Genomic DNA, 26,951 nt, shown 5'->3' with positions numbered 1-26,951 from the left:
ATTTAGAAATTGATTATTAATATAGTTGTGATGTAAATTCATACAATATTATGCCTTTTTCACGTATTGAGTGAGGATAACGATTTGTTGTCCATCAACTTTGCCTTCTATATATTCAGCGTTTTCGGGGTCGAGAGTGATTTTGCGCACAACAGTACCTTGTTTAGCTGTCATACTAGTGCCTTTTACTTTTAGGTCTTTGATAAGCACAACGTTATCACCATTAGCGAGTACTGCCCCATTGCTATCTTTGTGGATTACCTTTTCGCTCTCTTCCAAATGGTCGTCGGAAGCTTGGGCAAAAGCGAATTCTTCCTCATCTAAATACATCATATTTAGAAGGTCGAGCGACCAGCCTTCGTTTTTGAGTCGGTTGAGGAGACGCCACGCCATTATCTTTACAGGACGGTGTTCGCTCCACATACTATCGTTGAGGCAACGCCAATGGTTGCTATCCATCGTTTCGGGATTTTGTATTTGGCTAAGACAAGTACCACATACCAAAAGGCTATCATCTGTACTTTCGTTTCTAACGGGAGGTACTGTATATACACTTAGGCTTTCAGTAGCTCCACAGAGCTCACAACAATTACTACTACGAGATTTTAGTTCTTGTAACATCTTAATTTAATTTGTCGATTTTCAATTAATTAATGTGCAAATATAGAGAGTTTTCTCCAAACTACACAAATTTATTCTTTTATTAATCTATCTTTTTCTGAATTATCTACTTGTATTTCATTTGTTTTAGATTGATTATTACCAAACTTATAGATTACAGAAAAATGTACACTGCGATTATCATTGAAAATTCTATTTTCAAATTTATAAGTGCTATAATCGACGCTATTCCTTGCTATTGTTGTGTTAAAAGGGTCGGTTAAGTAGATATTTAGATTCAATTTCTGTTGTAAGAACGATAGAGAAGCTCCTAACCGCATTAGGAAAGTGTTCTTAGAGACATACATTTCTTCAACTCCTTTGGTGTTGTACAGCATATTCAAAAACAGTTTATTAGTTTTATCCTTATTCAAGGTTATGGTGAAATTTGATAACAAAGTGCCGTGTATGCCTCTTAAATTCTTATCAGGCAAACTTTCTTCTGCCGATTTAGATTGTTGATAGGAAACATTGGCACTGCTATAATTAGATATACGATTAGAAATCTCCCAATTATAAGCCAACTCAGAACCTAGACTATAAGTAGTTAATACATTCTTTGGTTGTGTTACTACTACATTGTTATTATTTTCAGTAGAAACTACAAAAGCCCAATTATCAGCTATTTTAGAACCATATAAAGAAAACGATAGGTTTCCTTTATACACATAACCAAACTCTACATTGGTGGTGATATTAGGCAATAAATCTGGATTGCCTATTTCGTAATTATTGGCGTCTTTGTAATTCCTAAAAGGATTCAAATCATATAAACTTGGTCTTGCAATTCGTTGGTTGAAAGAGAGAGCATAAGAATGATTATTATTTGGCTCATAAGAAAGAGATACGGTAGGGAACCAATTGTAATAACGTTTTTCATTGGTAATATTTTGGGTTATTAATGTTTCTTCTGTTTGGGTATGTTCATATCTTATACCAGCACTTAAAAAGAGTTTTTCAGTAAGATTGCGAAAGAGATTTAAGTACATTGCCCATAAGCGTTCTTTGTAAAGAAAATCATTGGATTTTGAAGTGTCAAAAACATCTAATCCGCCTATTTTATTGTAGAAATTCACTCCGTTATCATTACTAAAATAAGTACCTTTACCACCTATTTCAATTTTTGTATTCAAAAGAGTTGTTTCTAAGTCGGCACCAAAAGCATTGATTTTAAAAATATAGTCTACATTATTCTTATTTTCAAAAGAACTCTCTAATATTTGTCCATCTTCTCTGTAATTATTAGCTTTGAATACAGAGGTGGAATTATTCGTATTTCTATTATGATTAAAATAAAACTTTAATTGGCTACCCAAAGTATCTAATTTGATATCTAAATAAGGAGAAAATGAGAGACCTTTATTATTACCCAAAGTATTAGTAGACAATTGTTGAGTTTTTAATACACTTTGGGCATTATTATAGAATTTAACCTCAGAATGCCCGTAAGCATTGTTATCCCAGTTGCTGTAATTGAGGTAGAAACCCAAATTAATAGCTTTTACTAACTGATAGTCGGCATTGAGCTGATGACTTAATCCTTTGTCTATTCTCTCAGTATTTTCAATGGACTCTCTTTGCTCATCAGTGAAAAGTAGTTTGTTTTTATTCTCAAAATTCCTATTTTCATCACCATAAAACAAATTGTAATTGAGGATTAGTTTCTCGTTGGAATAATTGAGTGTTAAAGCGTTATTTACGCTTGCTTTGGTTCTGAGTATAGAAGTTGAAGAGATATTGGCATCAAAGCCTGCATTTAGTTTTTTCTTTAGTTTGATATTGATAAGACCCGTATTCCCCGCTGCATCGTACTTTGCTGATGGATTAGTTATAATCTCTATTTTGTCGATATTCTCAGACCTTAATGTTTTTAAGTAGTTCTTTAAATCATCTCCTGAAATATTGAGCAGTCTATCGTCTATCATTACTAATACATTGCTTTTCCCGATAATTTTTAGTCCGTCGCTGGTGGGGTCGATTCGAGGAATGTTTTTGAGCAATTCATCACTACTGACCCCTGTAGAGAGTAGACTATTTTGTACATTATACACCAACCTATCCGACTTCTTTTCAATTAGTTGTTTCTTTGCTGTGAGGGTTACTTCTGATAACTGATGTGCATTATCAACCTTCAGCACCCCTAAGTCTGTATTTTCATTAAGTACTATTGTTTTTTGGTATAGTATTTCACCTAAATATCTTATCACAAGGGTAAAGTTTCCTTTCTTATTTACAGACAATGTAAAATCACCTTTATTTCCGGATAATTCACTTAAAAAAGGTTTATTATCCTCATATAATATCACTTCAGCAAATTCAATAGGGAGCTGGTACATATCAGTAACTTTCCCTTTTATTGACTGAGAAAAGAGAGAATAACTGAATAAGAAAAAGGAATATAGAAGTAAAGGCTTCATAATAGTTTATCGTATATTCTCTGCAAAAATAAAGTTTTTCTTAGAAACTACAAAAAAAAGAGGCACGAGCTTGTAGCTTGTGCCGGCGTGTGATGATTTTTATTATAAAAACTCTACTTTTAAATAATTGATTTTACCTTCTGAATTTAGTTTTGCTGTATCTTTACCTTTAAAGGCAAAGAAAGTACCATCTTTTCGTTTCCCTGAGACAGCCCAATGAGTCTCAAGAGTATTTTCAGCAACTTTAATGGTTTCCCAAAGATGTTTTGTAGTTTTATTTCTTTCAAAGAATTGTTTAAAAAAGGAGATTACTGCAGTTTTCCCTTTCATTTGTGAACCATCGGCACTTAACATTGTAATATCTTCAGAAAACAAAGCTATTAACTTATCAAAGTCTGCTACACTATTTCCTGCATAATCTGACAAATAGAAATACTCATCGAGAACTGTCCAACTCTTAACTTCAAAAGGTAATTTATCAAATATTTTTTCCTCAGTACCGAGCCACATTACGGAGTTTGCCATATCTACAAATTTGAGTTCATCGGCACGGAGGTCGGCTAAGGCTTTTTGTCCCTCAGGAGTGTTGCGGGCTCTGAGAAAATCGTCTTTACTTTCATACCACAATTCGCCCATAGCATCAAAGGTAAAAGGGAGGGTTTCTCGTTGTGTAGACGATTTTTCATCAGTAGGTTGAAAAGGAAATGTTTTAGCATAATCTTTTATCAGCAGGGCTTCTTTATAGTTTATTACTTTTTGAGAATGTGCTTCCCATAGTTTTATAAATTCTTCTGTGCTAAGATGCTGTTTCTTGCGCACAAACATTATAATCTTAAACATATCAATATAAGTAGTTATCAGAATAATTAAAAGATTGTCTAAAAAAAATTGTAAGGAATTTTACAAAACGTTTCTACAAAATATATTGTAAAAATACCTGATTATCATTATATTCAACTTTGCCAAAGGTCGTAGCACGGCAAGCTATTAAGACCTTTGGCAAAGTGTAATGGTGTTCATTTACTAATTTGCTAATTTGTTAATTTCCCAATTTCTCTTTACAAAGTCGGCAAGTTCTTTACCTTTAAGGAGACCTTGTGAGAGTCGTGCTAAATCGAAGGCTTGCTTGATGAGAGCTTCTTTGGCGGTTTCACCTTCAGCTTTCATAATAGCATCGACTAAAGGAGAATTGCTATTTACCACTACGTGATACACTTCGGGGAAGCCTCCCATAGCGAACATACCACCTCCTCCGGTAGCACTCATTTCCTTCATACGGCGCATAAACTCGGGTTGATTGATAACGAACGGCGTATCATCGCTGTCTAAGTCTTCTAACTGCACCATATAGCCTTCTTTAGGAATTACCTTCTCGATTTCGGCTTTTAGCGTGTTTTTCTCTTCGTCGGAAAGTTTGGCAATAATAGGTTCTTCTTTTTGTATCAGCTTAGCTACAGGAGCAGCATCTACACGGGTAAAAGTAAGTTTCTCATTATCACTTTCTAACTTCTGTACCAAGTGCGATACGATAGGGCTATCCAACAATAACACTTCGTAGCCTTTTTCTTTGGCTTGCTCAATAGCTGTGTATTGCTGTTCTTTATTTTGAGCGTATAACACTACCAAAGTACCGTTTTTGTCGGTTTGTTCAGCTTTTATTGCTTCTTTTAGTTCTGCCAAAGTGTAATACTTGCCATCGGTAGTGGGGTACAACATAAAATCGGCTGCTTTTTCGTAGAATTTATCATCGGTAAGCATACCATATTCGAGCACTATCTTGATGTCGTTCCACTTGTTTTGGAAGTCGTCGCGATTATTAGTAAAGAGTGATTTCAGCTTATCAGCTACCTTACGAGTGATGTAATTAGCAATCTTCTTTACATTACCATCGGATTGGAGGTAAGAACGCGATACGTTTAGCGGAATATCTGGCGAATCTATCACCCCTTTGAGCATTGTTAAGAACTCGGGCACTATACCTTCGACGTTATCGGTAACAAATACTTGGTTTTGATACAACTGTATGCGGTCTTTCTGTAACTGCATATCGTTAGTAAGCTTAGGGAAATAGAGAATACCGGTAAGGTGGAACGGATAATCTACGTTCAGATGAATGTAGAAAAGAGGTTCATCGAACTGCATTGGATAGAGTTCGTGATAGAACGCCTTGTAATCCTCATCTTTCAAATCGGCTGGCTGTTTTGTCCAAGCAGGATTAGGGTTATTTACAATATTATCGACCGTTACATATTCCGTTTTATAATCCTCAGGGGCATTTTCAGGGCGAGGTAATGGCTCTTGTTTCGTACCAAATTTAATTGGGATAGGCATAAAGCGGTTGTACTTGCGCAACAACTCTTCGATACGGAAGTCCTCCAAAAACTCAGTAGAGTCATCGGCGATGTGCAAGATAATTTCAGTACCACGTTCGGTGCGCAGGTCGGTTTCCTCTAAGGTAAATTCAGGACTACCGTCGCATACCCAGCGTACGGCTGGAGCATCGGTATAGGATTTGGTGATGATTTCCACTTGTTTGGCTACCATAAAAGCAGAGTAGAAGCCCAATCCAAAATGACCTATCACTCCGGCGTCTTTGGCTGTATCTTTATATTTCTCCAAAAACTCCTCAGCTCCTGAAAAAGCAATTTGGTTGATGTACTTTTCGACCTCTTCAGCCGTCATACCGATACCTTGGTCGATTATATGGAGGGTTTTATTGTCCTTATCGACCTTCACTTCGATGATAGGGTTACCATATTCCACTTTTGCCTCGCCTATAGTAGTGAGGTGTTTCAGTTTAAGGGTGGCATCGGTAGCGTTGGAGATGAGTTCGCGTAAGAATATCTCGTGGTCGCTGTACAAGAATTTTTTAATAAGTGGAAAGATATTTTCCACAGAGACGTTTATATTTCCTTTCATTTTTATTTAATTTTTTAGTGTTAGCGTAATAGCGAAAAGAATACCAAAGTAGGGAAAGGTGACAAAATGGCAGACCCTCTATACTAATACCAAAATAATAAAACTTCGCCTCTATTCGAACACACATCGAACACGTATCGAACAAAAAGCCAGCTCTTAATCATTAATATTGGTACAAATTTTGTGCATCTCTTCACCACCAATTCACCAAATCAGAAAATCAACTCATTATGATTATCATTCCTAAAAACTACTCATCGCCTTATGGCATTATGGACACTGAGCGCGCGATCAAGCTCATCAAAGATACTTTCGAAAAAGCTTTAGCTGAAGCTTTACACCTCACTCGTATCTCCGCTCCTCTATTCGTAAAACGCAATACAGGTCTCAACGACGACCTCAACGGAGTAGAACGACCCGTGAGTTTCGAAATGAAAGACGCCGAAGGTCAAACTATCGAAATCATTCACTCTCTTGCCAAATGGAAACGCTTGGCACTGAAACGCTATGGCATCGCACTACACGAAGGCATCTATACCGATATGAACGCCATCCGTCGCGATGAAACTTTAGATAATACCCATTCTATTTACGTTGACCAATGGGATTGGGAAAAAGTTATCGCTCCTTCCGACCGTTCCTTGGAATACTTACAACAAACAGTCAACCAGCTTTATAACGCATTTTTAGAAACTGAAGCTGCTCTCGTTGCTCACTACCCTAAATGTAAGGCTTTTTTGCCCAAAGAAATAACCTTCATCAGTTCGCAGGAGTTAGAAGACCGCTACCCTACTCTATCGCCTCAAAAACGCGAAGAAGTATTTGCCAAAGAAAAGGGGGCTATTTTTATCACTCAGATAGGTAAAACCTTGCGCTCAGGTAAAAAACACGACAACCGTGCCCCCGACTATGACGATTGGGAACTCAACGGCGACCTTATCATCTGGAATCCCGTGTTAAACAGCGCGTTAGAACTCTCGTCTATGGGTATACGAGTAGACGAAAAATCATTAGCACACCAATTGCAACTCGCTAATGCCGAACACCGCAAAACCTTAGACTATCACCAAATGTTGCTCAAAGGTGAACTCCCGCTCACCATCGGTGGGGGTATCGGTCAGTCGCGTATTTGTATGCTACTGATGCAAAAAGCGCATATAGGCGAAGTTCAAGCCTCTATCTGGACAGACGATATGCTGCAACTTTGCGAAGAAAACGGTATTCAGCTATTATAATTCAATAAATTATTGTACTTTTGCAGATGTAAAACCAAATTATGCAATAGCCGAAAATTGAAAAAGAAGATGGCTAAAAAGATAAAATGCTTCAAGAATTTATACAAAGCATAAAAACATATCGAAAAATTTCTATAACAGATGAACATATACAATACGATGCTGATAGCTGAAGGGCGCTTTGAAGAACTCAAACCTCAAATAACTGCCTTTGTATATGAGTGTTACAATCATTATAACGAAGTGATGAAAGAATATATTGCATTCCCTATTACTTCAAATCAATAAAGTATATTCATTACTATGAAAAACAATATCTTTTGTACTATATCCTTATTAATAAGCAGTGTAACCCTTACCGCTCAAGAGTTACTCCCTCTGCCTTTACGCCAAAAAGAAGAGCTCAAAGCGCATTCGTGGGTGCGTGAAACCCCTTTTGAACAGGTAATCGTAAAAGAAATAGGCAACCGCATCAGTGCGCTGAATGTAAACCCTAAAAACAGTAACGAGTTTCTCGTCGCTCCTGAAAACGGAGGTATCTGGCTCACCCAAAATGGCGGCGAGACCTATACTCCCCTCTGCCCTACCCTTCCCACCCAATCTATCAGCGCTATCGCTATGGACTGGACTTCAGGCACTTTAGCACTTGCTACCCCCTACGGCATCTTCATCTCTGCTGATAAAGGCAAAACAACCAAATTCAGCGGATTGGCTAACGCACAGCACATCAGCAGTTTGTATATCAATCCTCTCAACCCTCAAGAAATTATCGCCGGAGTATTAGGCAACCCCTACAAAGCCGACGAAAAACGCGGTATCTTCAAAACTACCGATGGTGGTAAAACTTGGCAACAAAAGCTATTTGTGAGCACTCGTGCTGGTATTAGCCAAATCACCCCCTCCCCCGATGGCAGTGTGCTTTTAGCCGTTGCTTGGGATGTGAACAGCAGCCAGTGGGACGACCTCCCTTATGGCAGCTATAGCGCTGTTTACAAGAGTGTTGATGGCGGAAATTCGTGGACAAAAATCACTGCAAACAACGGATTTATCAAAGGAAATAACATCGGAAAAATAGGGGTTACTTGTTTCAATTCGCAAATTTATTATGCCGTGATTGATAACCGCAATCCTAAGAAAAAAGAAAACAATAACAGTCTGCAAAAAACAGCACGCATCCACCTTACTGCTCAGGATTTTGATGCGATGAGCAAAGCCGATTTTCTTGCTTTAGACAACAACCGATTGAACATCTTCCTGCATAATATCGGTCAGGATAAGAAATATACTGCACAAAACCTCAAGGATATGATAGCCGCCGAGGTTACTTCGCCTGCTAAAATTCTCAGTTATTTAGGCGTTAGCACTCAAGAGGTTATAGGTGCTGAAGTGTATGTAACTAACGACGGCGGTAACTCTTGGCAAAAAGCTAACAGCCAACCTCTCAACGATATGTACTATCAAAATGGAGAACAATTCGGAGGCATTGCCGTAAACCTTACCAATAAAAACCACTTGTTTATAGGGGGGTATCCTCTGCTTGAATCTGGCGATGGTGGCAAAACGTGGAGAAGCAAACAGCCGCTCTCTTTACAAAATAGTTATGAACAACTCTACTTACAGCAAGGCACTTTGTTCTGTACTACCCCTAACGGACTACAACTCTCTTACGACAATGGTAAAAGTTTTGCTACTAAAAACGTACCTCAAGCTATAGCCTTCAATCAGTTGTGTTACGACCAAGCGAGCAAAACGCCTTATTATGTGAGTGATCAAGCTGTATTGGCTCAGAACAACAGCCATTGGAATACTTTCAAAAGAAACATACATTCCCTTTCGTTTGGCAACGACAGCTATGCCGCCGAACCTTATGGCAAATTCTTCACTTTCTTCCCCGATAGAGACCAACTTTTCCCTCTCGGAAGTGCTTACTATGGCGAAAATAAAGCTCCTTTGCGCTTCGGTGAAAAAGCACCACTGCTCATATCCCCTCAAAATAAAGATATCATCTACATCGGGAGCAACAAGCTACATATCTCAATGGACAAAGGTCGCAATTGGCGCACTATTTCCGACGATGTAACTAACGGTAACAAGCAAGGTAACAAGGCTTATGGCACTATTTCGGCTATTGCCGAATCGCCTTTTATGTTTGGCTTGCTCTACACAGGTAGTGATGACGGTATGATTTACACCACCGATAATGGGGGCGTATCGTGGAAACAGATATACAACGCCTTCCCTCGCGCCCTAAAAGTGAACAACCTTATCGCCTCTAAGCACCAACGCAACCGCGTATTGGCAACCCTCATCAGCACCGATGAAACTCAAGGCGACCCCATTATTTTTATGAGTAACGACAACGGAAAAAGCTGGACAGATATTCACTCTAACCTCCCCGATGCCAAAGTGAACGTTCTTAAAGAAGACCCTAAGAACGAGCAAATTCTCTATGCCGGAACCGATAACGGCTTGTATATCACCTTCAATTTAGGCGAAAGCTGGCAACCGTTCAGCCAAGGACTACCCGAAACAGGTGTGAATGATATTTATATCGATGACTCAAATGGTGAAATGACCGTCGCTACTTTAGGACGTGGCATCTATCGCACTTCAGTGAAAATGATGCAAGAGCTCCGTGCTGCCATTGTAACTCAAGCCTTTTTCCCGTTAGAAACCCCCATCACAATCCCCTATTCACCCAATTGGGGCAATGCTACAAGTGAATGGGATGATCCCGTACAACCTAAAGTGTATTTCTATGCTTTTGCTGCCAACGACAATGTGGAAGTGCCTATTAAAATAATGAAAGGCAGAGTAACACTACAAACTTTCAAGTACAAAAGCAACAAAGGTTTTAACTATATTCCTTACGACCTGAGCATCTCGCCCGAAGGTAAATTAGCTTATGAAAAAAGTCTTCAAAAGATATTCCTATCCACCGCTACCGATGGCAAAGTCTATCTCCCCAAAGGGCGCTACACTGTAGTTTTCACCCTCCCCGATGGCTTTGAGGAAGAGAGAACTCTTGATATATTCTAATGAAACGATATACCGAAAAACATATTATTCTTTGGAAAGACGATACTTGGGTAACCTGTCCCGAGTGCCAAAAAATCGCCGTTGTTACCAATTGCCAAGTACATTGCCCACACTGCGGTTTTGAAAAGAAAGCTGAAGAATTAGAGTTGTTTGCAGCTATCGTAAAACTCAATTGCCCCAATTGTGGCACACTTATTGAACAACGACAAGGCGGACTGAAAGAAACCAATGAATTCCGGCAAGTGAAATGCCCCAAATGCAACGAAGAATATCTCGTAAAACCCCAATACGAATCCTACCGACAGCCCAACCCCACTCCCTCTAACGGACTGAAATGCGATAGTACTTTCGGGTTGCCCTATTTTTTCCAAGAGAATGTGCGCGGCAACCTATTTTGGGCAAGAAATATGAGCCATTTAGAGGTAATGGAAGATTACATCGCCTCTGACCTACGCGAACGTGAGGGAATGACAATGGTAGCCAAGCTCCCCACCTTTGTAAAAAGCAAAAAGAACCGCGAGTTACTACTAAAAATCTTGCGCAAATGGAAAGAAAAAGTATCAACCCCCGATTATAAGCTCCCTCCTTCCATTGCTACCGAGCAAATTCACTTGTTTTTTGCCGATGATAAAGTAACTATTAGCGATTATTTAAAAAATATTTCTCACAAAATAACAAGTTCGGTAAATTACACCCGAGTATATTCGCATAAAAACGGGTATCAATGGGTGTGTTTCTACAAATACAATCGTATAAAGAGAGCATTTACTAAGGAATGGTTAGCGCAAATCCCTTTTGAAGTAAAAACCATCTACCTATATCATTACTACGATACTTTCAACGATGTCCAAAACATACTAAAAACCTTTCTACAACACTACCTACAAGAAAACACCCCCAATAGTCTATATATCAGTATTAGCGAAAAGTTACTCCCCGCCAATGAATTTCTTAACTTGCTAATTTGCTAATTTGCTAATTCCCCAATTTGCTAATTCCCCAATTTGCTAATTCCCTAATTTGCTAATTCCCTAATTTGCTAATTTGCTAATTCCCCAATTTGCTAATTTGCTAATTATTTCGTACTTTTGCAGCCTAAATTTAAAAAAGGAAAAATCACTATGGCAAACATTGAAAAAATAAAATGCCTGATCATAGGATCAGGCCCTGCTGGCTACACAGCCGCTATTTATGCCTCTCGCGCCAATCTTAACCCTGTGCTTTACCAAGGCGAACAACCTGGCGGACAGCTTACTACTACTTCCGAAGTAGAGAATTTCCCCGGATATCCTGAGGGAGTAATGGGTACAGAAATGATGATGCAATTAGAACAACAAGCTAAACGTTTCGGCACAGACATTCGCAACGGCTTGGTGACTAAGGTAGATTTTTCGGCTCGCCCACACAAAGTATGGGTAGACGACAAAGAACTCCACGCCGATGCAGTAATCATTGCTACAGGTGCTTCAGCTAAATTCTTAGGTTTACCCTCAGAACAGCACTACTTGCAAACAGGAGGAGGCGTATCGGCTTGTGCTGTGTGCGACGGTTTTTTCTACCGCAATCAACACGTGGCTATTGTAGGGGCAGGCGACTCGGCTTGTGAGGAAGCGCTTTACTTAGCGAACATTTGCTCGAAAGTAACAATGCTCGTGCGTCGCGATGAGTTCCGCGCTTCACAAATTATGAAGGAACGCGTGCTCAATTCGCCAAAAATAGAAGTGCTTTTCAATACTGAAACTGAAGAGATATTAGGTGACGGACAAGTAGTTACGGGCATTAAAGTACGCAACAACAAGACAGGGGAGATAAGCGAAATAGCTATCACAGGTTTCTTTGTAGCTATCGGTCACAAACCTAATACTGATGTGTTTAAACCCTATATCGATACTGATGAAGTAGGTTATATCAAAAATGTACCTGACACTTCTCTTACCAATGTAGCAGGTGTATTCGTTGCGGGCGGCGTTGCCGATACCCGTTACCGTCAAGCTATTACAGCCGCAGGTTCAGGCTGTATGGCAGCGTTGGACGCAGAGAAATACCTTCTTACTCTTGAATAGGTAAGAGGTAAGAGATAAGAGATAAGAAAGCGCGATGTTTAGAATAATAAACATCGCGCTTTGCTATTTAACCTGCCAGCTATCGCTGGATTTGTTTCTTACTTTTTACCTTTATTTTAAACTAAGCTTATGGTTGATAATTCTATCCATATAGTCTTGCATAAAGGCTTTTAAATCTTTAATACCTTTTTGTATTTCGGCATTGTCTTCTTTGCCCAAGAGATTGTTTTTGAGAGCACCATCTTCTTTCTTGTACACCCCGTTTACCTTACCTGTTTCGTCGATGATATAGATATAATTACCTTGCATCATTTGGTACATAAGCGCATCGGAGATAAAAGCGCGAGGCGTTTCATCAGGAAGATTGGCAAACACACTGCGCCCCCAAGAGCGGAAAGGCTTATGGTAACCCATTAGGTCTACTAACGAAGGATAAATATCTATTTGCTGAGTAATATCTGAATTTACCCCCTTTGGCACCAAATTAGGATTAGGGCTGTAGAACATAATTGCCGCTCCTTTGCCTGTAATAGGCTCTTTGTAGAGGTCGTAATAGATTTGGTTAGGGTGGTCATTGACGAAAGCAAAGATAGTATTGTTATACCAAGGTTGTTTTTTAGCACACTCAAAGAATTGTTTGAGAGCGTAATCGGTATAGCCAATACATTTGTGAATTTCTAAGTTGCCTTTAGGGAATTTGCCCTCATATTGCTTAGGAATTTGAAAAGGGTGGTGGGAGGAGAGTGTGAAAATAGTGCCTAAGAAAGGTTGTTTCTTTTGAGAATAAGTTCTGCACATATATTGGAAGAAAGGTTCGTCCCAAATCCCCCAGTGTCCATCGTCATCAGCATCGTTATTGTACTCATTTTTACCATAATAATGGTCGAAACCTAAGATATTAGAAAAACCTAAGAATCCCATAGACCCATTAGGTGCTGAATGGAAGAAAGAAGTATCGTACCCCATTTCTTTGGCGATAGACACCAATGATTGTGTAGGTTGTTTCACATAAGGTGATGAGGTATAAGCCACTTGAAAAGAAGGGATTCCCGCTAACATTGATGACATTCCGTGTATCGACTGGCGACCTGTGCAATAAGCGTTATCGAGCACATAAGAATGTTGAGAGAGCGAGTCTAAAAAAGGCGTATACGATTTAAAATCAGGGATATGCGTTTTAGTGTTCATACAACCCCAATACTCTTTGCCAAAACTTTCTAAAATAAAGAGAACCACATTGGGTTGGGTAGTTACTTCGCGGTTATATTGTTTAATAGGTTTTAAATTCTCATTAATGTAAGCTTCATCTACAAAGTGATATTCTTTAAAACCTTTATTTTTTCCCATACTGCGAATAAGGCAAAAAGGCGTATTGAGAATTGCATCAGCTTGTGCTGTAATATTCACGTGTCGGCTAGCATCAAGCATATTGATAGGACGAGTATCCGAAGTAAAACCTCCTCCGCGAATAGCCATCATTATCAAAGTGCCAAAACCTAAAAAAAATACGATTGACCATCCAAAGTAAGATTTCTTTTGAGCAATAGGCACTTCGACGTTTTTCACGCGTTTATAAAGGAAAACCCAAAGAGCTATCAGTAAAAAGAAGCCTACGAACATATACCAATAGCCTCCTAAAAAGCTACTGAATATTTTCATTTTGTTGTTTTCGTGTTCAATAACAGCAAACGATGCCGAGGTAAGGCGAGACTTGCTAAAAGGGTAGTATGCCATATCAATAAAATTGGTGGCATAAGCAATCGTATTAGGTATAAAGTACGACCAAAAAACTGCTTTCTGAAACTTCTTATGGGTATTTACCCACAAAGGTAGTAAGCTGAGCAGTATAAACAGCAAGTTAGTGTACATTATAGCACAGTTATCAAACGCTAATCCATAATAAAAAAGGTCTGATAAGTTATAATCACCCATTTCTCCGTGATTGAAATAGATAAACAAACCACGGGCAATAGCATAAAACAAATATACCAAGAAGATACGGTATAAAAAAACTATATATTCTCTAATTCTCATTGTATTTAGTTTTTTAAATGAATTGTAATATTAAAATAATGATGGTAAGCACTGCCGAAGCGATAAGCACCCCTCTGGCGCGTTCGTTTTCATAACGATTGATAAAAAAGAAGAAAACAGCAAGGTCTAACAAGGCGCCCAACAGAATGAGTTTTCCCAAATAGCCTCTGTAGTAAGCATCTTCAAGGGTTACACCAATACTGTTTTTAGAAAAAATAAGGATATAAGCTAATATCCCAATTGCATTAGCCAATATCCCTATTGTAAAACCTATAAGTTGATTTTTTCGGTTGTAGTTCATATCTATAAATCCCATTGTTTTAGCGGTTCAATATTTTGGTGAGCAGTAAGGTCAAACTGAATAGGTACAACCGATATATAGCCATTTTCAAGCGCCCATTGGTCGGTGTCAGTACCTTCATCTTCATTCACAAAAGTACCTGTCATCCAATAGTATACTCTTCCCTGTGGGTTCACGCGTTTGTCAAAACTCTCTATCCATCGAGAACGTGCTTGTCGGCATATTTTCACCCCTTTAATTTCTTCCTTCTTGATATTAGGGATGTTTACGTTCAGCACTGTTCCTTTAGGCAAGCCATTAGCAAGCACCTTCTCAGCAATATTTTTGATATAAGAGCGCGCTTGAGAGAAATCAGCATTCCAACTCGGGTCTAACAACGAAAAACCAATAGCAGGAATTCCCTCAGTACCCGCCTCAATAGCCGCACTCATCGTTCCTGAATATATCACGTTGATAGAAGCATTGGAACCGTGATTGATACCACTCACACACAAATCGGGCAGACGACCGTTCAGCACTTCGTGTTTGGCTATTTTCACACAGTCGGCAGGAGTACCACTACAAGCGTATTCGCGAGTAGCTCCGTTATGTGACGGCACAGGGTCGCAGTACATCGTAGTATCGAGGGTAACGGCGTGCCCTTTACCACTCTGTGGTGAATCAGGAGCTACTACCACCACTTCACCTAATTCTTTCATTATGTCTATCAGATAACGGATACCAGGAGCGGTAATACCATCGTCGTTTGTTACTAATATCAAAGGTTTTTGCATATTCAAAAAAACGTAAAAAATATTAAGCGCACAAAAGTACAAAATAATTAACAATTTACAACCAACAATTTACAACTATTCAAAAAAAGATGTAATTTTGCTATTCTAACAAACATCCTAACCAAAGATAAAAAGTAATTACCAACATTTAAAAATCTTTATTTTTTGTATCTATCAAAATCGTTACTGGTCCATCGTTACAGAGATTTACCTGCATCATCGCTCCAAATTGCCCCGTAGGCACTCGTTTGCCAAGCAATATTTCCACTTGCTTTACAAACGCCTCATAGATAGGAATTGCCACCTCAGGGCGTGCCGCTCTGATATAGCTGGGGCGATTACCTTTTTTAGTTGCAGCGTGCAAAGTGAATTGCGACACTATAAGCACCTCGCCTTCCACATCCTTCACCGAGAGGTTCATCACACCATTTTCATCTTCAAAAACGCGTAAATTCACTATCTTCGCCGATAGCCACGCAATATCCTCATCGCTATCGCTATCTTCTATCCCTACCAATACTAATAAGCCTCTATTGATAGAGGCTACCGTTTGCTTCTCTATATCCACTGAAGCGTGGGTTACTTTTTGAATAACTACTCTCATACTCTTTCATTTTTTAATTGGTTATTTTATTAATCAAGAATATATAAAGGGATATCTTTCTGCTGAAAAAACTCTTTAAATAGCATCAATACAAATCCAAAATCATAGCAAATAGTATTCTCGTCATACAAATCACCATTAATCTCTATCTTATTGTGGGTGGCAAGTTTTCTACTATAACTACGAGGATATTTCTCTCCAGTATTATCAAGGTCTGTAGTATAATAGAGCAACAAATACTTGCCATTATCTATTTGACAAGAAAGGCTATCAGCATCCCAAGTATCATCTATTGCTAAACGAATTTTAGCCTCTTCAATTTGTGAAAAAGGAATCAATTTTTGTATGAGTTCGTCTAGAGAATTAATTATATATTCTTCATATTTCTTAGGTTTCCTGAGTGTTAATATCATAATAATCTTTCTTTAAGTCCTAACATTAAAGCCTTTTTCTTAAAATCAGCAATCACTTGTAGTGGAGTTTCTGCTTCATACTTAATGTTTAAATTTAATTTTCCTATTTCCTCTTCCAATATATCCTCTTTAGTATCTTTATATACATAACATCATAAATAGTAGCCTTTAAACTTTAAAGTAAGTTCATCATATTGTTTATCAAAACTGATAAGCTCTTCTTTAAAAAGATTTTTAAGAATATTTAAAGAAGTTTCCATAGTAAAAAACCCTTCTTTTGCCATAAAATCAGCACAACAATTAATCTGAATTAGAACTACCAAAATAAGCCACAAAAAGCATACCACCAAAAAAACAACGCAATATTATTCAATCTGTTACAAAAAATACGGTTGTGAATTGATAAATTATTAGTATATTTGCAAAAAAAATAAATGGACTTAAGTAATTATCGAAAAACCTATAACAAACAGGAACTTTTAGAGAAAGACGCACCCGAAAACCCAATGCAGCTCTTTCAAACGTGGTTTTATGAAGCCGATGAAGCTGATAGCATTGACGAAGCTAACGCTATGTCGGTCAGCACCATAGGGCTTGATGGATTTCCAAAAACACGCGTTGTACTACTCAAACAATACACTTACGAAGGATTTATATTCTACACCAACTACCACAGCGAAAAAGGTAGAGCTATAGAAGCCAATCCGCACTTGTGTTTATCGTTTTTTTGGCCATCTCTTGAGCGACAAATTATCATCAAAGGTATCGCCGAACGTGTAGCTGCCAATACCTCTGATGGTTATTTCGAATCGCGCCCATTAGGCAGTCAGTTAGGAGCTGTGGTATCGCCACAGAGCGAAGTAATCCCCACACGTGAGTACTTAGAAGAACGTCTACACACCTTAGAAGCCCAATACGAAGGCAAAGAAGTACCACGCCCTCCTCATTGGGGTGGCTACTTAGTGCGCCCTCTGAGCATAGAGTTCTGGCAAGGACGTCCCAACCGCCTACACGACCGCCTGCGCTACACCCTCACTGAAGATTACGACTGGAAAATAGAGCGATTAGCCCCGTGATGAACTGAAACATTATCCCTACCCTACTCTTCTATTTTAGGGTCGTCACTCAACCATTCTTGAATATTTTTTGCTTCATCTTCATCTTTCATATTGAAAATATTAAGATATGTATTTACAAATTTCGAACAAGATTATAACTAAAAATCTCACAATTAATGTATTAAAAATTGCGTAAAGCATTCGAATGGCATAATTATTGCAACAAACTTTAATATTAATTTTTTAAATTGAATCAACTATGAAAAAAATTATTGCTTTAGTATCAGTGATTTGTTTATCACTAATAGCTTTTTCTTGCAGCAAGAATGATGACCCAGCAGACAATGACCTTTTTGTAGGAACCTACAAAGGTAAAATTTCTTTCTTGAAAGGAGAAGAGAAAAAATCTGTTGACAATGGTTCAGTAACAGTTGTTAAAACAGGAAATGATTATTATTTCCGTTTTTCAGATGGTATTGAAGACCTAAAAGGTGTTAGCTTCAAAAAAGAAGGAGATAACACTTTAATAAATGTTGATTTGCAAGATGGTTTAAAAGTAATCAGAATTAACGCCTCTTCATTGTACATTCTGTATACTACAGATGGAAAGACCTGGATTGCTAACGCAAGTAGGTAATAATTCTAAAAAAGAAGCACTAAAAAACCTCGAAAATATATAATTTTCGAGGTTTTTTTGATTTTTAATATGAGCTCTTCCTTATTACTTCTTAAATATCAAATTTATCAAGAATAAAATAACGATAGCTCCAATAGCTCCGGTTAAGATAGCGCCAATCCATCCTCCTCCAAGAGAGATATGAAACACCTCTCCTAAAAGCCAATATCCCACGCCACTTCCAAGGATACCAATAATGATATTGCCGATAAGACCTAATCCACTACCTTTGTAGATAGTTCCTCCTAACCATCCAGCGATGGCTCCAATAATAAGTGTTGCGATAATACCCATAATTTTTAATTTTAAATTAGGGCACAAAGGTAAGAATTATCATCTAAAAAAACAAATAAAAATCATCAATAGGAGAGGATTCGCTCGATTTGCTTAACGCTATTGTTTAGATTATTTACTTATACATTTTGTAAATTGCTTTCAAACTTTGTAGCTATTTGGTTGATAACAACTTAGGTAATTTTCAAATTGGCTAATTCTCAAATTTGCTAATTTATAGTTGTGAATTGCTTCCAAACTTTGTAGCTATGTGATTGATAACAACTTAGGTAATTTCCAAATTTGCTAATTCTCAAATTTGCTAATTTATAGTTGTGAATTGCTTTCAAATTTTGTAGTTTTGTGATTGATAACAACGATGCCTTTGCGCTCATCCCTGCGAGGCATCAGACGGTGGCTACTATTTTTAAGAAGGCGGGCTACGCTACGGCTGCCATCGGCAAGTGGCACTTAGGCTTAGGCGATAGGGGCGGTATCGATTGGAATAAGCCGATCCCTCATACGCCTAATGATATTGGCTTTGACGAGAGCTTTATTATGCCAGCGACCTCTGACCGCGTGCCTTATGAGGTAGCACCTGCACGCGACACGCAGCCGCATTGGGCTTCGTGGGTAGGTAAGGACAAGAAGGGTCGTACTTATGCGGTGCAGGAAGGGCTGCGCAATGTGCTGGCAGTGCTGAAAGGCAAATACAAGTATATCGAGCCTACCGCCCAAACTATGAAACGGGCTTGGGAGACGGGCATCGAAACAGGCTTTGAGGGCGCTCCTCAGCTCTACGACCTGAGCGTAGACCCTGCTGAGAGACACAATATCGCTGGGCGGCAGCCTGCATTAGTTAAGGAGTTTGAGGCAGTGATCAGAGGAGAGAGAGGAAGGCATTAGCATTTTATTCTTAAAGGTTGTTATTTAGAATTTGTTAAAAACAATACAAAGCCTACAATTAAAAGTTAAAACAATCTTAAACTTTGTTAACTTACTTGACAGAGAAGAGAATATCTTATAACTTTGTCGCAAAATTCTAAAATATTTAATTATGAAAAAATCAGTGCAAATCTTTTTAGAGCTTATCTCAGCTATTGCAATTTACTTGTTTATAAGTTCAATAGCCTATGGAGATCATTTGGTAACCCTACCGCTGTACTTAACAGGGGTAGTGATTATGAGTTATCTCTTTGTAAGAGAGAGACCTCAACAGAAGTGGGGTAGTTTCTTGCGTGTGGTGAGTCCTTTTGCAGTGCTAATGCTCATCGCTGGCAGCCTGCAAGATGCGAATACGAGCTTGGCACTCGGTTATATTGCTAGCACTGCGGTGGCTTTCCTATTGGGAATGTGCATTGCTACTGTGAGCAAGACGTACCAAAAGATAGGTTTATCCGTGTTGGCTTTTCTGCTGGTAGTTGCCGTACGGTTGTCGTTTTCAGCGGAGTTTCAATATTTGATAGGCGTACATTGGTATACCTTAGGAAGTTAATCATCTAATAGAATATAGAAAGAGGTTGCTCAGAAGTCTGGGCAACCTTTTTTATGCTTTGTTACTTATAAAATATTTTTTTTGTATCTTTGCGCTTTATTGTTGCTCTATTTGATAAATTAAACATTTATGTTGTGAATTGCTTTCAAATTTTGTAGTTTTGCGATTGATAACAACAAAACATTCAGTAAGGACTGGAAACAAGCCGTTGTGAATTGCTTTTAAACTTTGTAGCTATTTGATTGATAACAACTTAGGTAATTTCCAAATTTGCTAATTCTCAAATTTGCTAATTTATAGTTGTGAATTGCTTTCAAATTTTGTAGTTTTGCGATTGATAACAACTAGCTTGGTATGAACGTGCTTTGAACGGAAGTTGTGAATTGCTTTCAAATTTTGTAGTTTTGTGATTGATAACAACTTTGGAACATATTTGGAGACCAGTTTTCTGGTTGTGAATTGCTTTCAAATTTTGTAGTTTTGTGATTGATAACAACGACAATGGTAATATTATTCGTGATAGTTTAGTTGTGAATTGCTTTCAAATTTTGTAGTTTTGTGATTGATAACAACTAAAGGAAATTTATTGAGTGATGCTTTTTGGTTGTGAATTGCTTTCAAATTTTGTAGTTTTGTGATTGATAACAACCGTTACAAAAGACGCAACAACAAAGCAGTTGTTGTGAATTGCTTTCAAATTTTGTAGTTTTGTGATTGATAACAACGTCAAAGTCCGAAACTTCTATGAGCGAACTGTTGTGAATTGCTTTCAAATTTTGTAGTTTTGTGATTGATAACAACGATGATTTGATCATAATCAGTTCCTTTCTTGTTGTGAATTGCTTTCAAATTTTGTAGTTTTGTGATTGATAACAACCTCAATCTTTTAAAGGTTTTAGTATCAATCAGTTTTACTGAAAAACAGTACTGAAAAACCTCCTCTTTTACCTTATAAACAAAGGCTAAAGAGGAGGTTTTCTCTTTCCTATTCTTCTTAAAAAAGCTCTAATTGCACATAAGTTTCGGGAGCTGCTGTTTCTCTCTGACAGTAAAAGAACTCCATATCGCCAAACTGCTTATCAGTTAAGCACATAATAGCTATATTGCCATACTGAGGTAAGTTTTGTTTTACGCGATTGATATGCACTTGGGCATTCTCTCTACTAGGGCAATGCCTTATGTACATCGAAAACTGAAAGAGCGTAAAACCGTCCTTTATGAGTTTATCACGAAAGTTCTGTGCTTCTTTACGCATCTTTTTCGTCTCTGTTGGCAAATCGTATAATACTAATACCCACATAATTCTATAAGCATTGTATCGGTCGGCTATAATCATAATTCAGGATAGGCTATGAGTCGCTTTTCACCCGTATAGCATTTGTATAGAGAAGAAGCTGTGTTCTTTACTGCCACTATTAAGGGGTGGATATTCTTTTCTATCTGTACATCACGGGTTGCCATCTGCAGTATATGAGCTTTACTTTCTTTGTTGAGTTCTTCTACTTCAGGATGTGTTGTGAGCCATTCCATTACCAATAAATCTACTATGGGGCGGTAGGGTTCCATTATGTCGCTTGCCAAACAATAGGGGTTGTACTTATTGCGATGGAAAATTCCTAATACTAATAATAAACCTGTATCTACCAATGCGCGGGCTACGATACTGAGTAAAACTCCATATCCAAAATTGAAAAACTGATTAGGATATTCACCAAATCTATCTCTTAGAAAATCATAATCGATAAGGTACTTCCAATAGTGTTGCGCTGCAATACCTTCCATATTGGTCGTATCGCCCGATTTTACTTCTTTTAGATAGTCGTACATTGGGTCGGCATACTTTCCTAAATGTTCTAAGACCTTAGCTTGGTTCTGAATTTTGCACTCTATAGTTTGCTTCCAAAGTTGTTTTTTAAGAGGTTCGCTCACTTCCAACTGTGTTTTCACCCGTTCGGAATATTGAGTATTCCCACCGAAAGGAAGCATTGCCTCTAAAGGTAAGTGTTTTTCATCACAACTAATAAGCACCACATTATTCTTCATCAATTCTTGCAGTAACTGATGTGAAACAGTAATTTGATAATGGTCAAGCATCAGCAAACCTAAATCTTCAATAGGCACACTTCCTTTTACAGTTTGGGTAGTGGGGTCGGTTATTTTGAGTTGCTTATCTTTCAACTTTAAATGGGCAGGATTGCCGATGTAAATAGAACGGTATAACATAGTTTAAAGGGCGTTTATTGGTTTTTGTTCTATGCTTTGATGATGTTTCCTAAGCGATCTACTTTTAGTTTGATACAGACTTCTTTTATTTGCACCCCTTCTATACTCGCTGTTTTAGTATCAAAAGAACCAGAATCTTTCCCCTTTTTATCAATCTCTTTAGGACAAATAGCTTTTGCAACTCTATTAGGTGTAAAATAACAAGTGGTAGAAGAAAAATCATTTACATTGTAAATCCTTTCTTTCTGTTCTTTGCTGAGATTATTGAAGTCTATTGTCTCTGCTATTTCTCCTTCCATAGGCACATATACCAAATCGTTAGGCGAAAGGCTAAACAACAATGGTTCTCCTTTTTCATTGCGCTCGGGAACAGAAGGAAGTCCTTGTTTTTGTCGTTCAATTACTTCGTTGAGAGGGATTGTTGCATAAGTGCGTTTTCCTTTGCCTTGATATACTCCAAAAAAGAGGTTCGTTCCTTTGGCTGCTTCTACATATTTAGTAGCTTTAGCACTCTTTTCTCCAAGAGGAAATTTACTTCCTTCCTCAAAAATACGCACTTTATAAATGGGCTGATGTTTCTTGCCATCGTTGTATTGGGCAATATTTTTGTTGAGTTCTTCTAATCCTTCTGCTGAAAAAGCTACTTCTGGACTTCCTTTATATTTCAGATAGTTGAGCAATATTTTCTGAATGCCCGTATCGGTAATACTACTGATAATCTTTTCTGTAAAGGTTATATCTACTGCTTTTCGGGTAGCTGTAAGTATTTTATCTTTACCTATTTTTCTATCCAATACAATTTTACCTGAAACAGTTTCTTTGTGTAAAGGCTTTCTGATAGCCCAATTAGTCCCTTCTTGTTTTATTTTCTTTTTTACAAGTACACCATTTTTCTCTTCCCATTTTTCATAATAGTTGGTAGCCTTATTAATCACTCTTAGGTTTTGTTTAAAACTTACTACTATATGTTCGAGGGCTTCTTTGGCTTCTTGAGTGAAAGTACTCCAAGGTTTCTTGAACTGCCAGTTATTATTCTTTTTCTCACAGAGGATAGTGCGAAGGTCTATGCGAGATTGTTGTTTTTCTTCTTTATCCTTATTCTTATCCAATGCGTGTTGGTTATTCATATAATTGATGTGCTCTCTCGTAGCACAAGCAATCACTAAGGCGTCCATAGCGTGATGACGGTGGTCTATGCGTTTCTTTTGAAAACCTTGGCTGTATTCTATTGGAACAGTAGGGAGATTTTTTTGAAGTCTGTCGTTATATGAGGTAAATAGCTGTGTTTGGGTAAGCTGGTTCATTCGCTCAAAACGAGGAAGTATAAGCTCATTCCACACATCATTAAGTCCCCAATCTTGTTTGAGGGCAGTAGTAATTTTACCTGTACAAGGTATTATATTTTTAGAGTTTACCCCCTCATCTTTTTCATCTGAACGCACTATTTTAGAAAGTATTTCTGAAACATACTTACTGATGTAACGAGTGTCATTCAGCTGGCGAGCGACCATTTTTTCAGGTATCTCATTCAAAAGAAGCTTTTGCTGTTTAGCTGAATTGTTAGCGTAATGTTTCTTCACAAACTCTTTGTATTGTTCTTCTGTGAAGATAGTAACTTCTTTATTACCTGTTATGCGCACCTTCTCACCGTGGTGATTCTGGATAAATTCCAATCCTAATTGATTTGTTTTTAGCTTATTTACAGCCGATTCACATATTACCTTATTGGATAAACTATCATCATAATAACGGCTTTGCGGAATAATATGTTCTATTTCATACTCCTCAGTAAATAGTTTTGTAAGTGAAATCACCTCTCCCGTATAAGGCGATTTGTATTTTTGCTCCAACCACAGTTTGTAGCGTTGTATCTCAGGGGTGGTAGGTTCAGCTTTTTTGCGGATTTTCTGAATATCTTCCTCTACTTCATCGGTAGCACTAAACACACCTTCTTCATAGATTTTAAGCAGTTCTTGCTGTACAGGCGAATACGGGCGTACGTTCTGTATGCTTGTATCTTCTTTTAATTCGGCAAGTAATTTCTTAATGCGTAGGTTGGTATTTTCATTTTCCTGATTTTTATTGGAAAGTTGTTTTCTTTCTTCGGCTGTTTTTTTGAGTTCTCTACCCAGTTCTATATGTATTTCATCAAAGAAATTCGCTTGTCCCCCGCCGTATTGTTGCCAAATATCTCTTACTACGCGTAAAGTTTCGGTAACTACTTGCTCTACTATAGGATTTCTCAGTGAATGTTGCTTGAAATCTTCTAAATATGCTTCTAAATCATTTACTGAAGTCCATTTTTCTATATCGGTAGCTTCGGCGTGACGGTTATAGACTACATACTGTGCCAACCAAAGCGGTAAGCCTTGAAAGCAGGTCTCACTATTGAGCTGATACTTCTCTGCTTTTTCTCTAATGATGGTACGGATATCCTCATTCGCCACTCCATTGATGAGGTCGTCTATACGTTTTTGAGTAGATACATCAATGCGATTAAAGTCCCAATGATTGCCAAAACGCATCAGAGGAAGTAACTTTTTAATTGCTTTTTCGGAGAAACTACCATATTCATTAGGATAGGGTTTGAAGTTTTTGAAACTTTCTACGAAAGATGTTTCGTCTAATTGCTTCTTTTTAGCAAATCTCTTTAATGCTTTCTCAAATTCAACTTTGTCCTTCACCGAATATAACAAATGCCACAATTGATACGTTGTATCAAAGGTTAGAAAGTTGGCAGGGAGTCCTTCTACTTTCTGCAAGTACCGCTGAAGGTCATAGCCTGTTTCATTCATAGGGTATTTTTTGGAAGAATTATCTGCCACATCATACACATAGTTCCAGCGATAAGTAGTGAGCCATTTTTTAAGCTCGTTTTTAGCTACTTTGTCTTTAATTTGAGGATTTTTTGCAAACAAAAAGTATTTCAGTAAACCTTCATTATCTATTTCTTTTTGAGACATCAAGAAGTTGAAGAGAGCCTCATAGTCTTCGGCTGTTTCGATAAACTCAGCAGTTACCTCACGGTCGGTTTCTATTTCGTAAATTCTCAAGTTTTGTAGCCATTGCAACACTCTAAACTCTTGGTAGTAAGGATTAGATTTGGCACATACTTTTAAAGGAGTGTCTTTGCGCTCATTAGTTTCCTTATCTATATACGAACGCTTTTCTAAGGTACAATTGGCAATAGTAGATTTTTTGCTACGCAATGGGCGTTGGTAGAAAATGATATCTTCTACAAACAGATGAAGGAAATCTTTTGATAGTAGATTTTGTTGTTGTGTCTCGTTTTTTCGGTATAATTCTCTTATACAGTCTGCCAATAGGGTTTCAGTGAACAATTCTGGTTGAAGAGCTATTTGTTTAGCCAAAATAGCCTTTAGCTCGTCTTTATAGTACTTCCTTTCAATAGTACGAACTAATTTTCCTTTAATTTTCTGATTGGGGTTTTGCAACAAATGGTCGTAGATATAAGCGCCTACAGTTTTTCCAGAAAAATCAATATCGTGCTCTGTTTTCTTTTTGAGTAAATTCCAATCATTTTCATCAGGGGCTCTGAAGGAACGTTTTTCTTTCCCTTCTTTGTCTAATTTAATTGTCCCATCGTCATTAAGGTCGGTAGTAACAATGAAATCACGTCTTTTTCCCTTCCAGTCGTCCAATGGATTTTTACTCGTGCGACGGTATATCCAACCATTTTCTAAACGGATTGTATACCAAATCTCTCCTTTTTTATTAGGGGCTTCAGCCTCTACATCTACAACTTTTAAGGAGTGAAAAGCAACTTCCTTGTTAGGGTTTTCTGTTTCTTCTTCGCCACGCAACTGATAGTACCCTCTTTTTTGATTGAAATGAAGTATAAGCCAAGCTAATTCTTGCTGGGTAATTTTTTGTGAAAGAGCTTTTTTGCGAAGGTAATAAATTGTCCAATCATAAGGGATTTTACTCTCTTCGCCATTAGATTTCTTGTAAAATAACTGAGGTTGGTATTTTTTGAAATCCTCAATCATCTCATTGAAACTATTCATAAAGATAAAATTCCCATTGTTATAAGCTATTTTGGGTTCAGCATTATCTATAAATTTACCATATCTTTTGGTAAAGTCTATTTGAGCATCATAGTGAGGAGGTAAAAAACCTAATATGTGAAGTACTCTATGAAGTCGCTCACGGCGAAGTAAATGCCGTTCTCTCAGACGACGTGTACTGCGATAAGTAGTTCTTTCGGCAGTTTGAGAAACTGTATTTCCCCTCTCAAAGTCACCTAATATACCCTGATCTATAGGAATAATCCTACTACCAGTAGCAATAATTTTTCCTTGTTTGTTTTCAAAATCTTGTTGTACAAGAGCCCAACCGATAGAGTTTGAGCCCAAATCTAAGCCTAATATACGTTTCATTCTTTTTATATTTTGGTGAGGCAAAGATAATAAAAAAGAAATAAAAACAAAAAATATTAAGAAAAATTTGCTTATAAAAAATATTACACTTACCTTTGTCGCAGAATTTGAAAGCAATTCACAATAAGGATTATTCCGTTGTGAAAACATTTAAAGGAGCCCTATTCTAGTGATAGGGTTCTTTTTATTTTTAAAATGTAGGAGGAAATCGGACTAGGCAGACGAGTCAAGTCAAACAAGGCTGATTGGGAAGAAAGAGGTGATGGGAGTTGATGGAATGGATAGAATTGATAGGGAGAATGAAATCTAGTTTGTTGGGAAGGAGTAATGGTGAGGAGCTGTGATGAGATTTGATGAAATGATGATAT

The 26,951-nt window shown here is 37.8% G+C and carries 23 protein-coding genes and 1 CRISPR repeat array; of the genes, 9 read left to right on the top strand and 14 right to left on the bottom strand.

Translation table 11 applies throughout. The features are described 5' to 3' along the window. Positions 1-48: 48 nt before the first annotated feature. From I7X29_RS14545 to htpG, 4 genes are all read right to left on the bottom strand, one after another. Positions 49-621 (bottom strand): PhnA domain-containing protein, encoded by a 573-nt coding sequence (locus tag I7X29_RS14545; protein ID WP_198475710.1) that lies wholly within the window; start codon positions 619-621, stop codon positions 49-51. 71 nt (positions 622-692) lie between these two features. Continuing rightward, complete coding sequence (locus I7X29_RS14540) at positions 693-3,077, bottom strand: outer membrane beta-barrel family protein (RefSeq protein ID WP_198475707.1); 2,385 nt, start codon at positions 3,075-3,077, stop codon at positions 693-695. Positions 3,078-3,179: 102 nt separating this feature from the next. After that, a complete protein-coding gene (locus tag I7X29_RS14535) occupies positions 3,180-3,917 on the bottom strand; it encodes an EthD domain-containing protein (RefSeq protein WP_198475704.1) in 738 nt (245 codons plus the stop codon). A gap of 183 nt (positions 3,918-4,100) precedes the next feature. After that, positions 4,101-5,996, bottom strand: coding sequence for a molecular chaperone HtpG (gene htpG / locus I7X29_RS14530; RefSeq protein ID WP_198475702.1), 1,896 nt, complete (start codon positions 5,994-5,996; stop codon positions 4,101-4,103). 227 nt (positions 5,997-6,223) lie between these two features. Here htpG and asnA point away from each other — a divergent pair, with 227 nt between their 5' ends. From asnA to trxB, 5 genes are all read left to right on the top strand, one after another. Next, positions 6,224-7,231, top strand: a complete 1,008-nt coding sequence (gene asnA / locus I7X29_RS14525) for an aspartate--ammonia ligase (RefSeq protein WP_288870248.1) — start codon at positions 6,224-6,226, stop codon at positions 7,229-7,231. 141 nt (positions 7,232-7,372) lie between these two features. Next, on the top strand, positions 7,373-7,519 hold the full coding sequence (locus I7X29_RS14520) for a hypothetical protein (RefSeq protein ID WP_198475698.1): 147 nt from the start codon (positions 7,373-7,375) through the stop codon (positions 7,517-7,519). A 15-nt stretch (positions 7,520-7,534) separates the two neighbouring features. Next, positions 7,535-10,270, top strand: a complete 2,736-nt coding sequence (locus tag I7X29_RS14515) for a WD40/YVTN/BNR-like repeat-containing protein (protein WP_198475696.1) — start codon at positions 7,535-7,537, stop codon at positions 10,268-10,270. Continuing rightward, positions 10,270-11,241 (top strand): hypothetical protein, encoded by a 972-nt coding sequence (locus I7X29_RS14510; RefSeq protein ID WP_198467658.1) that lies wholly within the window; start codon positions 10,270-10,272, stop codon positions 11,239-11,241. The genes I7X29_RS14515 and I7X29_RS14510 overlap by 1 nt, the downstream gene beginning before the upstream one ends. Positions 11,242-11,391: 150 nt before the next feature. After that, positions 11,392-12,333 carry a thioredoxin-disulfide reductase gene (gene trxB, locus I7X29_RS14505; protein WP_048748119.1) on the top strand — a complete coding sequence of 314 codons (942 nt, stop codon included), beginning with the start codon at positions 11,392-11,394 and terminating at the stop codon, positions 12,331-12,333. Positions 12,334-12,444: 111 nt separating this feature from the next. Here the strand turns inward: trxB and I7X29_RS14500 are convergent, their stop codons facing one another. The 6 genes from I7X29_RS14500 to I7X29_RS15640 form a co-directional block, all read right to left on the bottom strand. Continuing rightward, positions 12,445-14,367, bottom strand: a complete 1,923-nt coding sequence (locus I7X29_RS14500) for an LTA synthase family protein (RefSeq protein ID WP_198475694.1) — start codon at positions 14,365-14,367, stop codon at positions 12,445-12,447. A gap of 13 nt (positions 14,368-14,380) precedes the next feature. Then, complete coding sequence (locus tag I7X29_RS14495; protein ID WP_198467662.1) at positions 14,381-14,683, bottom strand: hypothetical protein; 303 nt, start codon at positions 14,681-14,683, stop codon at positions 14,381-14,383. Then, on the bottom strand, positions 14,671-15,441 hold the full coding sequence (gene surE / locus I7X29_RS14490) for a 5'/3'-nucleotidase SurE (protein WP_088594001.1): 771 nt from the start codon (positions 15,439-15,441) through the stop codon (positions 14,671-14,673). Before surE ends, I7X29_RS14495 begins: the two co-directional genes overlap by 13 nt. A gap of 148 nt (positions 15,442-15,589) precedes the next feature. Further along, the gene (gene dtd / locus I7X29_RS14485) at positions 15,590-16,045 is read right to left on the bottom strand and encodes a D-aminoacyl-tRNA deacylase (protein WP_088594000.1); all 456 of its coding nucleotides are present in this window, start codon (positions 16,043-16,045) and stop codon (positions 15,590-15,592) included. 29 nt (positions 16,046-16,074) lie between these two features. Further along, entirely contained in the window at positions 16,075-16,458 is a 384-nt protein-coding gene (locus tag I7X29_RS14480) for a DUF6911 family protein (protein WP_225883778.1), read from the bottom strand. Further along, positions 16,455-16,577: a hypothetical protein gene (locus tag I7X29_RS15640; RefSeq protein WP_262895909.1), complete on the bottom strand. Its 123-nt coding sequence runs from the start codon at positions 16,575-16,577 to the stop codon at positions 16,455-16,457. The genes I7X29_RS14480 and I7X29_RS15640 overlap by 4 nt, the downstream gene beginning before the upstream one ends. Before the next feature lie 315 nt (positions 16,578-16,892). On the opposite strand from I7X29_RS15640, the gene pdxH reads away from it, so the two are divergent. Further along, a complete protein-coding gene (gene pdxH / locus I7X29_RS14470) occupies positions 16,893-17,534 on the top strand; it encodes a pyridoxamine 5'-phosphate oxidase (protein WP_198475692.1) in 642 nt (213 codons plus the stop codon). 241 nt (positions 17,535-17,775) lie between these two features. Beyond that, positions 17,776-18,153 (top strand): hypothetical protein, encoded by a 378-nt coding sequence (locus I7X29_RS14465; protein ID WP_198467670.1) that lies wholly within the window; start codon positions 17,776-17,778, stop codon positions 18,151-18,153. An 84-nt stretch (positions 18,154-18,237) separates the two neighbouring features. Here I7X29_RS14465 and I7X29_RS14460 read toward each other — a convergent pair whose 3' ends face one another. After that, a complete protein-coding gene (locus I7X29_RS14460; RefSeq protein WP_198467672.1) occupies positions 18,238-18,486 on the bottom strand; it encodes a GlsB/YeaQ/YmgE family stress response membrane protein in 249 nt (82 codons plus the stop codon). 342 nt (positions 18,487-18,828) lie between these two features. Between I7X29_RS14460 and I7X29_RS15725 the strand changes: the two genes are divergently transcribed. Then, positions 18,829-19,371, top strand: a complete 543-nt coding sequence (locus tag I7X29_RS15725) for a sulfatase-like hydrolase/transferase (RefSeq protein WP_317191783.1) — start codon at positions 18,829-18,831, stop codon at positions 19,369-19,371. Between the two features lie 151 nt (positions 19,372-19,522). Further along, a complete protein-coding gene (locus tag I7X29_RS14450) occupies positions 19,523-19,960 on the top strand; it encodes a hypothetical protein (protein WP_009414489.1) in 438 nt (145 codons plus the stop codon). A 131-nt stretch (positions 19,961-20,091) separates the two neighbouring features. Continuing rightward, positions 20,092-20,837: direct repeats of the CRISPR family, unit length 46 nt; unit sequence GTTGTGAATTGCTTTCAAATTTTGTAGTTTTGTGATTGATAACAAC. Positions 20,838-20,954: 117 nt separating this feature from the next. Here I7X29_RS14450 and cas2 read toward each other — a convergent pair. The 3 genes from cas2 to cas9 are packed head-to-tail and all read right to left on the bottom strand — an operon-like array spanning position 20,955 to position 26,583. After that, positions 20,955-21,296 (bottom strand): CRISPR-associated endonuclease Cas2, encoded by a 342-nt coding sequence (cas2, locus tag I7X29_RS14445; protein WP_096088521.1) that lies wholly within the window; start codon positions 21,294-21,296, stop codon positions 20,955-20,957. Continuing rightward, entirely contained in the window at positions 21,293-22,183 is an 891-nt protein-coding gene (gene cas1 / locus I7X29_RS14440) for a type II CRISPR-associated endonuclease Cas1 (protein ID WP_198467675.1), read from the bottom strand. Before cas1 ends, cas2 begins: the two co-directional genes overlap by 4 nt. A gap of 29 nt (positions 22,184-22,212) precedes the next feature. Then, positions 22,213-26,583 carry a type II CRISPR RNA-guided endonuclease Cas9 gene (cas9, locus tag I7X29_RS14435; protein ID WP_198475690.1) on the bottom strand — a complete coding sequence of 1,457 codons (4,371 nt, stop codon included), beginning with the start codon at positions 26,581-26,583 and terminating at the stop codon, positions 22,213-22,215. Positions 26,584-26,951: the final 368 nt, after the last annotated feature.

It is taken from the genome of Capnocytophaga periodontitidis (assembly GCF_016126015.1).
Classification (GTDB): domain Bacteria; phylum Bacteroidota; class Bacteroidia; order Flavobacteriales; family Flavobacteriaceae; genus Capnocytophaga; species Capnocytophaga periodontitidis.
The sequence above is the reverse complement of the archived record's forward strand: the minus strand, read 5'-3'. Positions and strand labels throughout refer to the sequence as shown.

Excerpts from the sequence above, each read along its gene's own strand:
- I7X29_RS14545 (WP_198475710.1), bottom strand. The coding sequence starts at position 621 with ATGTTACAAGAACTAAAATCTCGTAGTAGTAATTGTTGTGAGCTCTGT.
- I7X29_RS14540 (WP_198475707.1), bottom strand. The coding sequence starts at position 3,077 with ATGAAGCCTTTACTTCTATATTCCTTTTTCTTATTCAGTTATTCTCTC.
- I7X29_RS14535 (WP_198475704.1), bottom strand. The coding sequence starts at position 3,917 with ATGTTTAAGATTATAATGTTTGTGCGCAAGAAACAGCATCTTAGCACA.
- htpG (WP_198475702.1), bottom strand. The coding sequence starts at position 5,996 with ATGAAAGGAAATATAAACGTCTCTGTGGAAAATATCTTTCCACTTATT.
- I7X29_RS14520 (WP_198475698.1), top strand. The coding sequence starts at position 7,373 with ATGAACATATACAATACGATGCTGATAGCTGAAGGGCGCTTTGAAGAA.
- I7X29_RS14515 (WP_198475696.1), top strand. The coding sequence starts at position 7,535 with ATGAAAAACAATATCTTTTGTACTATATCCTTATTAATAAGCAGTGTA.
- I7X29_RS14510 (WP_198467658.1), top strand. The coding sequence starts at position 10,270 with ATGAAACGATATACCGAAAAACATATTATTCTTTGGAAAGACGATACT.
- trxB (WP_048748119.1), top strand. The coding sequence starts at position 11,392 with ATGGCAAACATTGAAAAAATAAAATGCCTGATCATAGGATCAGGCCCT.
- I7X29_RS14500 (WP_198475694.1), bottom strand. The coding sequence starts at position 14,367 with ATGAGAATTAGAGAATATATAGTTTTTTTATACCGTATCTTCTTGGTA.
- I7X29_RS14495 (WP_198467662.1), bottom strand. The coding sequence starts at position 14,683 with ATGGGATTTATAGATATGAACTACAACCGAAAAAATCAACTTATAGGT.
- surE (WP_088594001.1), bottom strand. The coding sequence starts at position 15,441 with ATGCAAAAACCTTTGATATTAGTAACAAACGACGATGGTATTACCGCT.
- dtd (WP_088594000.1), bottom strand. The coding sequence starts at position 16,045 with ATGAGAGTAGTTATTCAAAAAGTAACCCACGCTTCAGTGGATATAGAG.
- I7X29_RS14480 (WP_225883778.1), bottom strand. The coding sequence starts at position 16,458 with ATGATATTAACACTCAGGAAACCTAAGAAATATGAAGAATATATAATT.
- pdxH (WP_198475692.1), top strand. The coding sequence starts at position 16,893 with ATGGACTTAAGTAATTATCGAAAAACCTATAACAAACAGGAACTTTTA.
- I7X29_RS14465 (WP_198467670.1), top strand. The coding sequence starts at position 17,776 with ATGAAAAAAATTATTGCTTTAGTATCAGTGATTTGTTTATCACTAATA.
- I7X29_RS14460 (WP_198467672.1), bottom strand. The coding sequence starts at position 18,486 with ATGGGTATTATCGCAACACTTATTATTGGAGCCATCGCTGGATGGTTA.
- I7X29_RS14450 (WP_009414489.1), top strand. The coding sequence starts at position 19,523 with ATGAAAAAATCAGTGCAAATCTTTTTAGAGCTTATCTCAGCTATTGCA.
- cas2 (WP_096088521.1), bottom strand. The coding sequence starts at position 21,296 with ATGATTATAGCCGACCGATACAATGCTTATAGAATTATGTGGGTATTA.
- cas1 (WP_198467675.1), bottom strand. The coding sequence starts at position 22,183 with ATGTTATACCGTTCTATTTACATCGGCAATCCTGCCCATTTAAAGTTG.
- cas9 (WP_198475690.1), bottom strand. The coding sequence starts at position 26,583 with ATGAAACGTATATTAGGCTTAGATTTGGGCTCAAACTCTATCGGTTGG.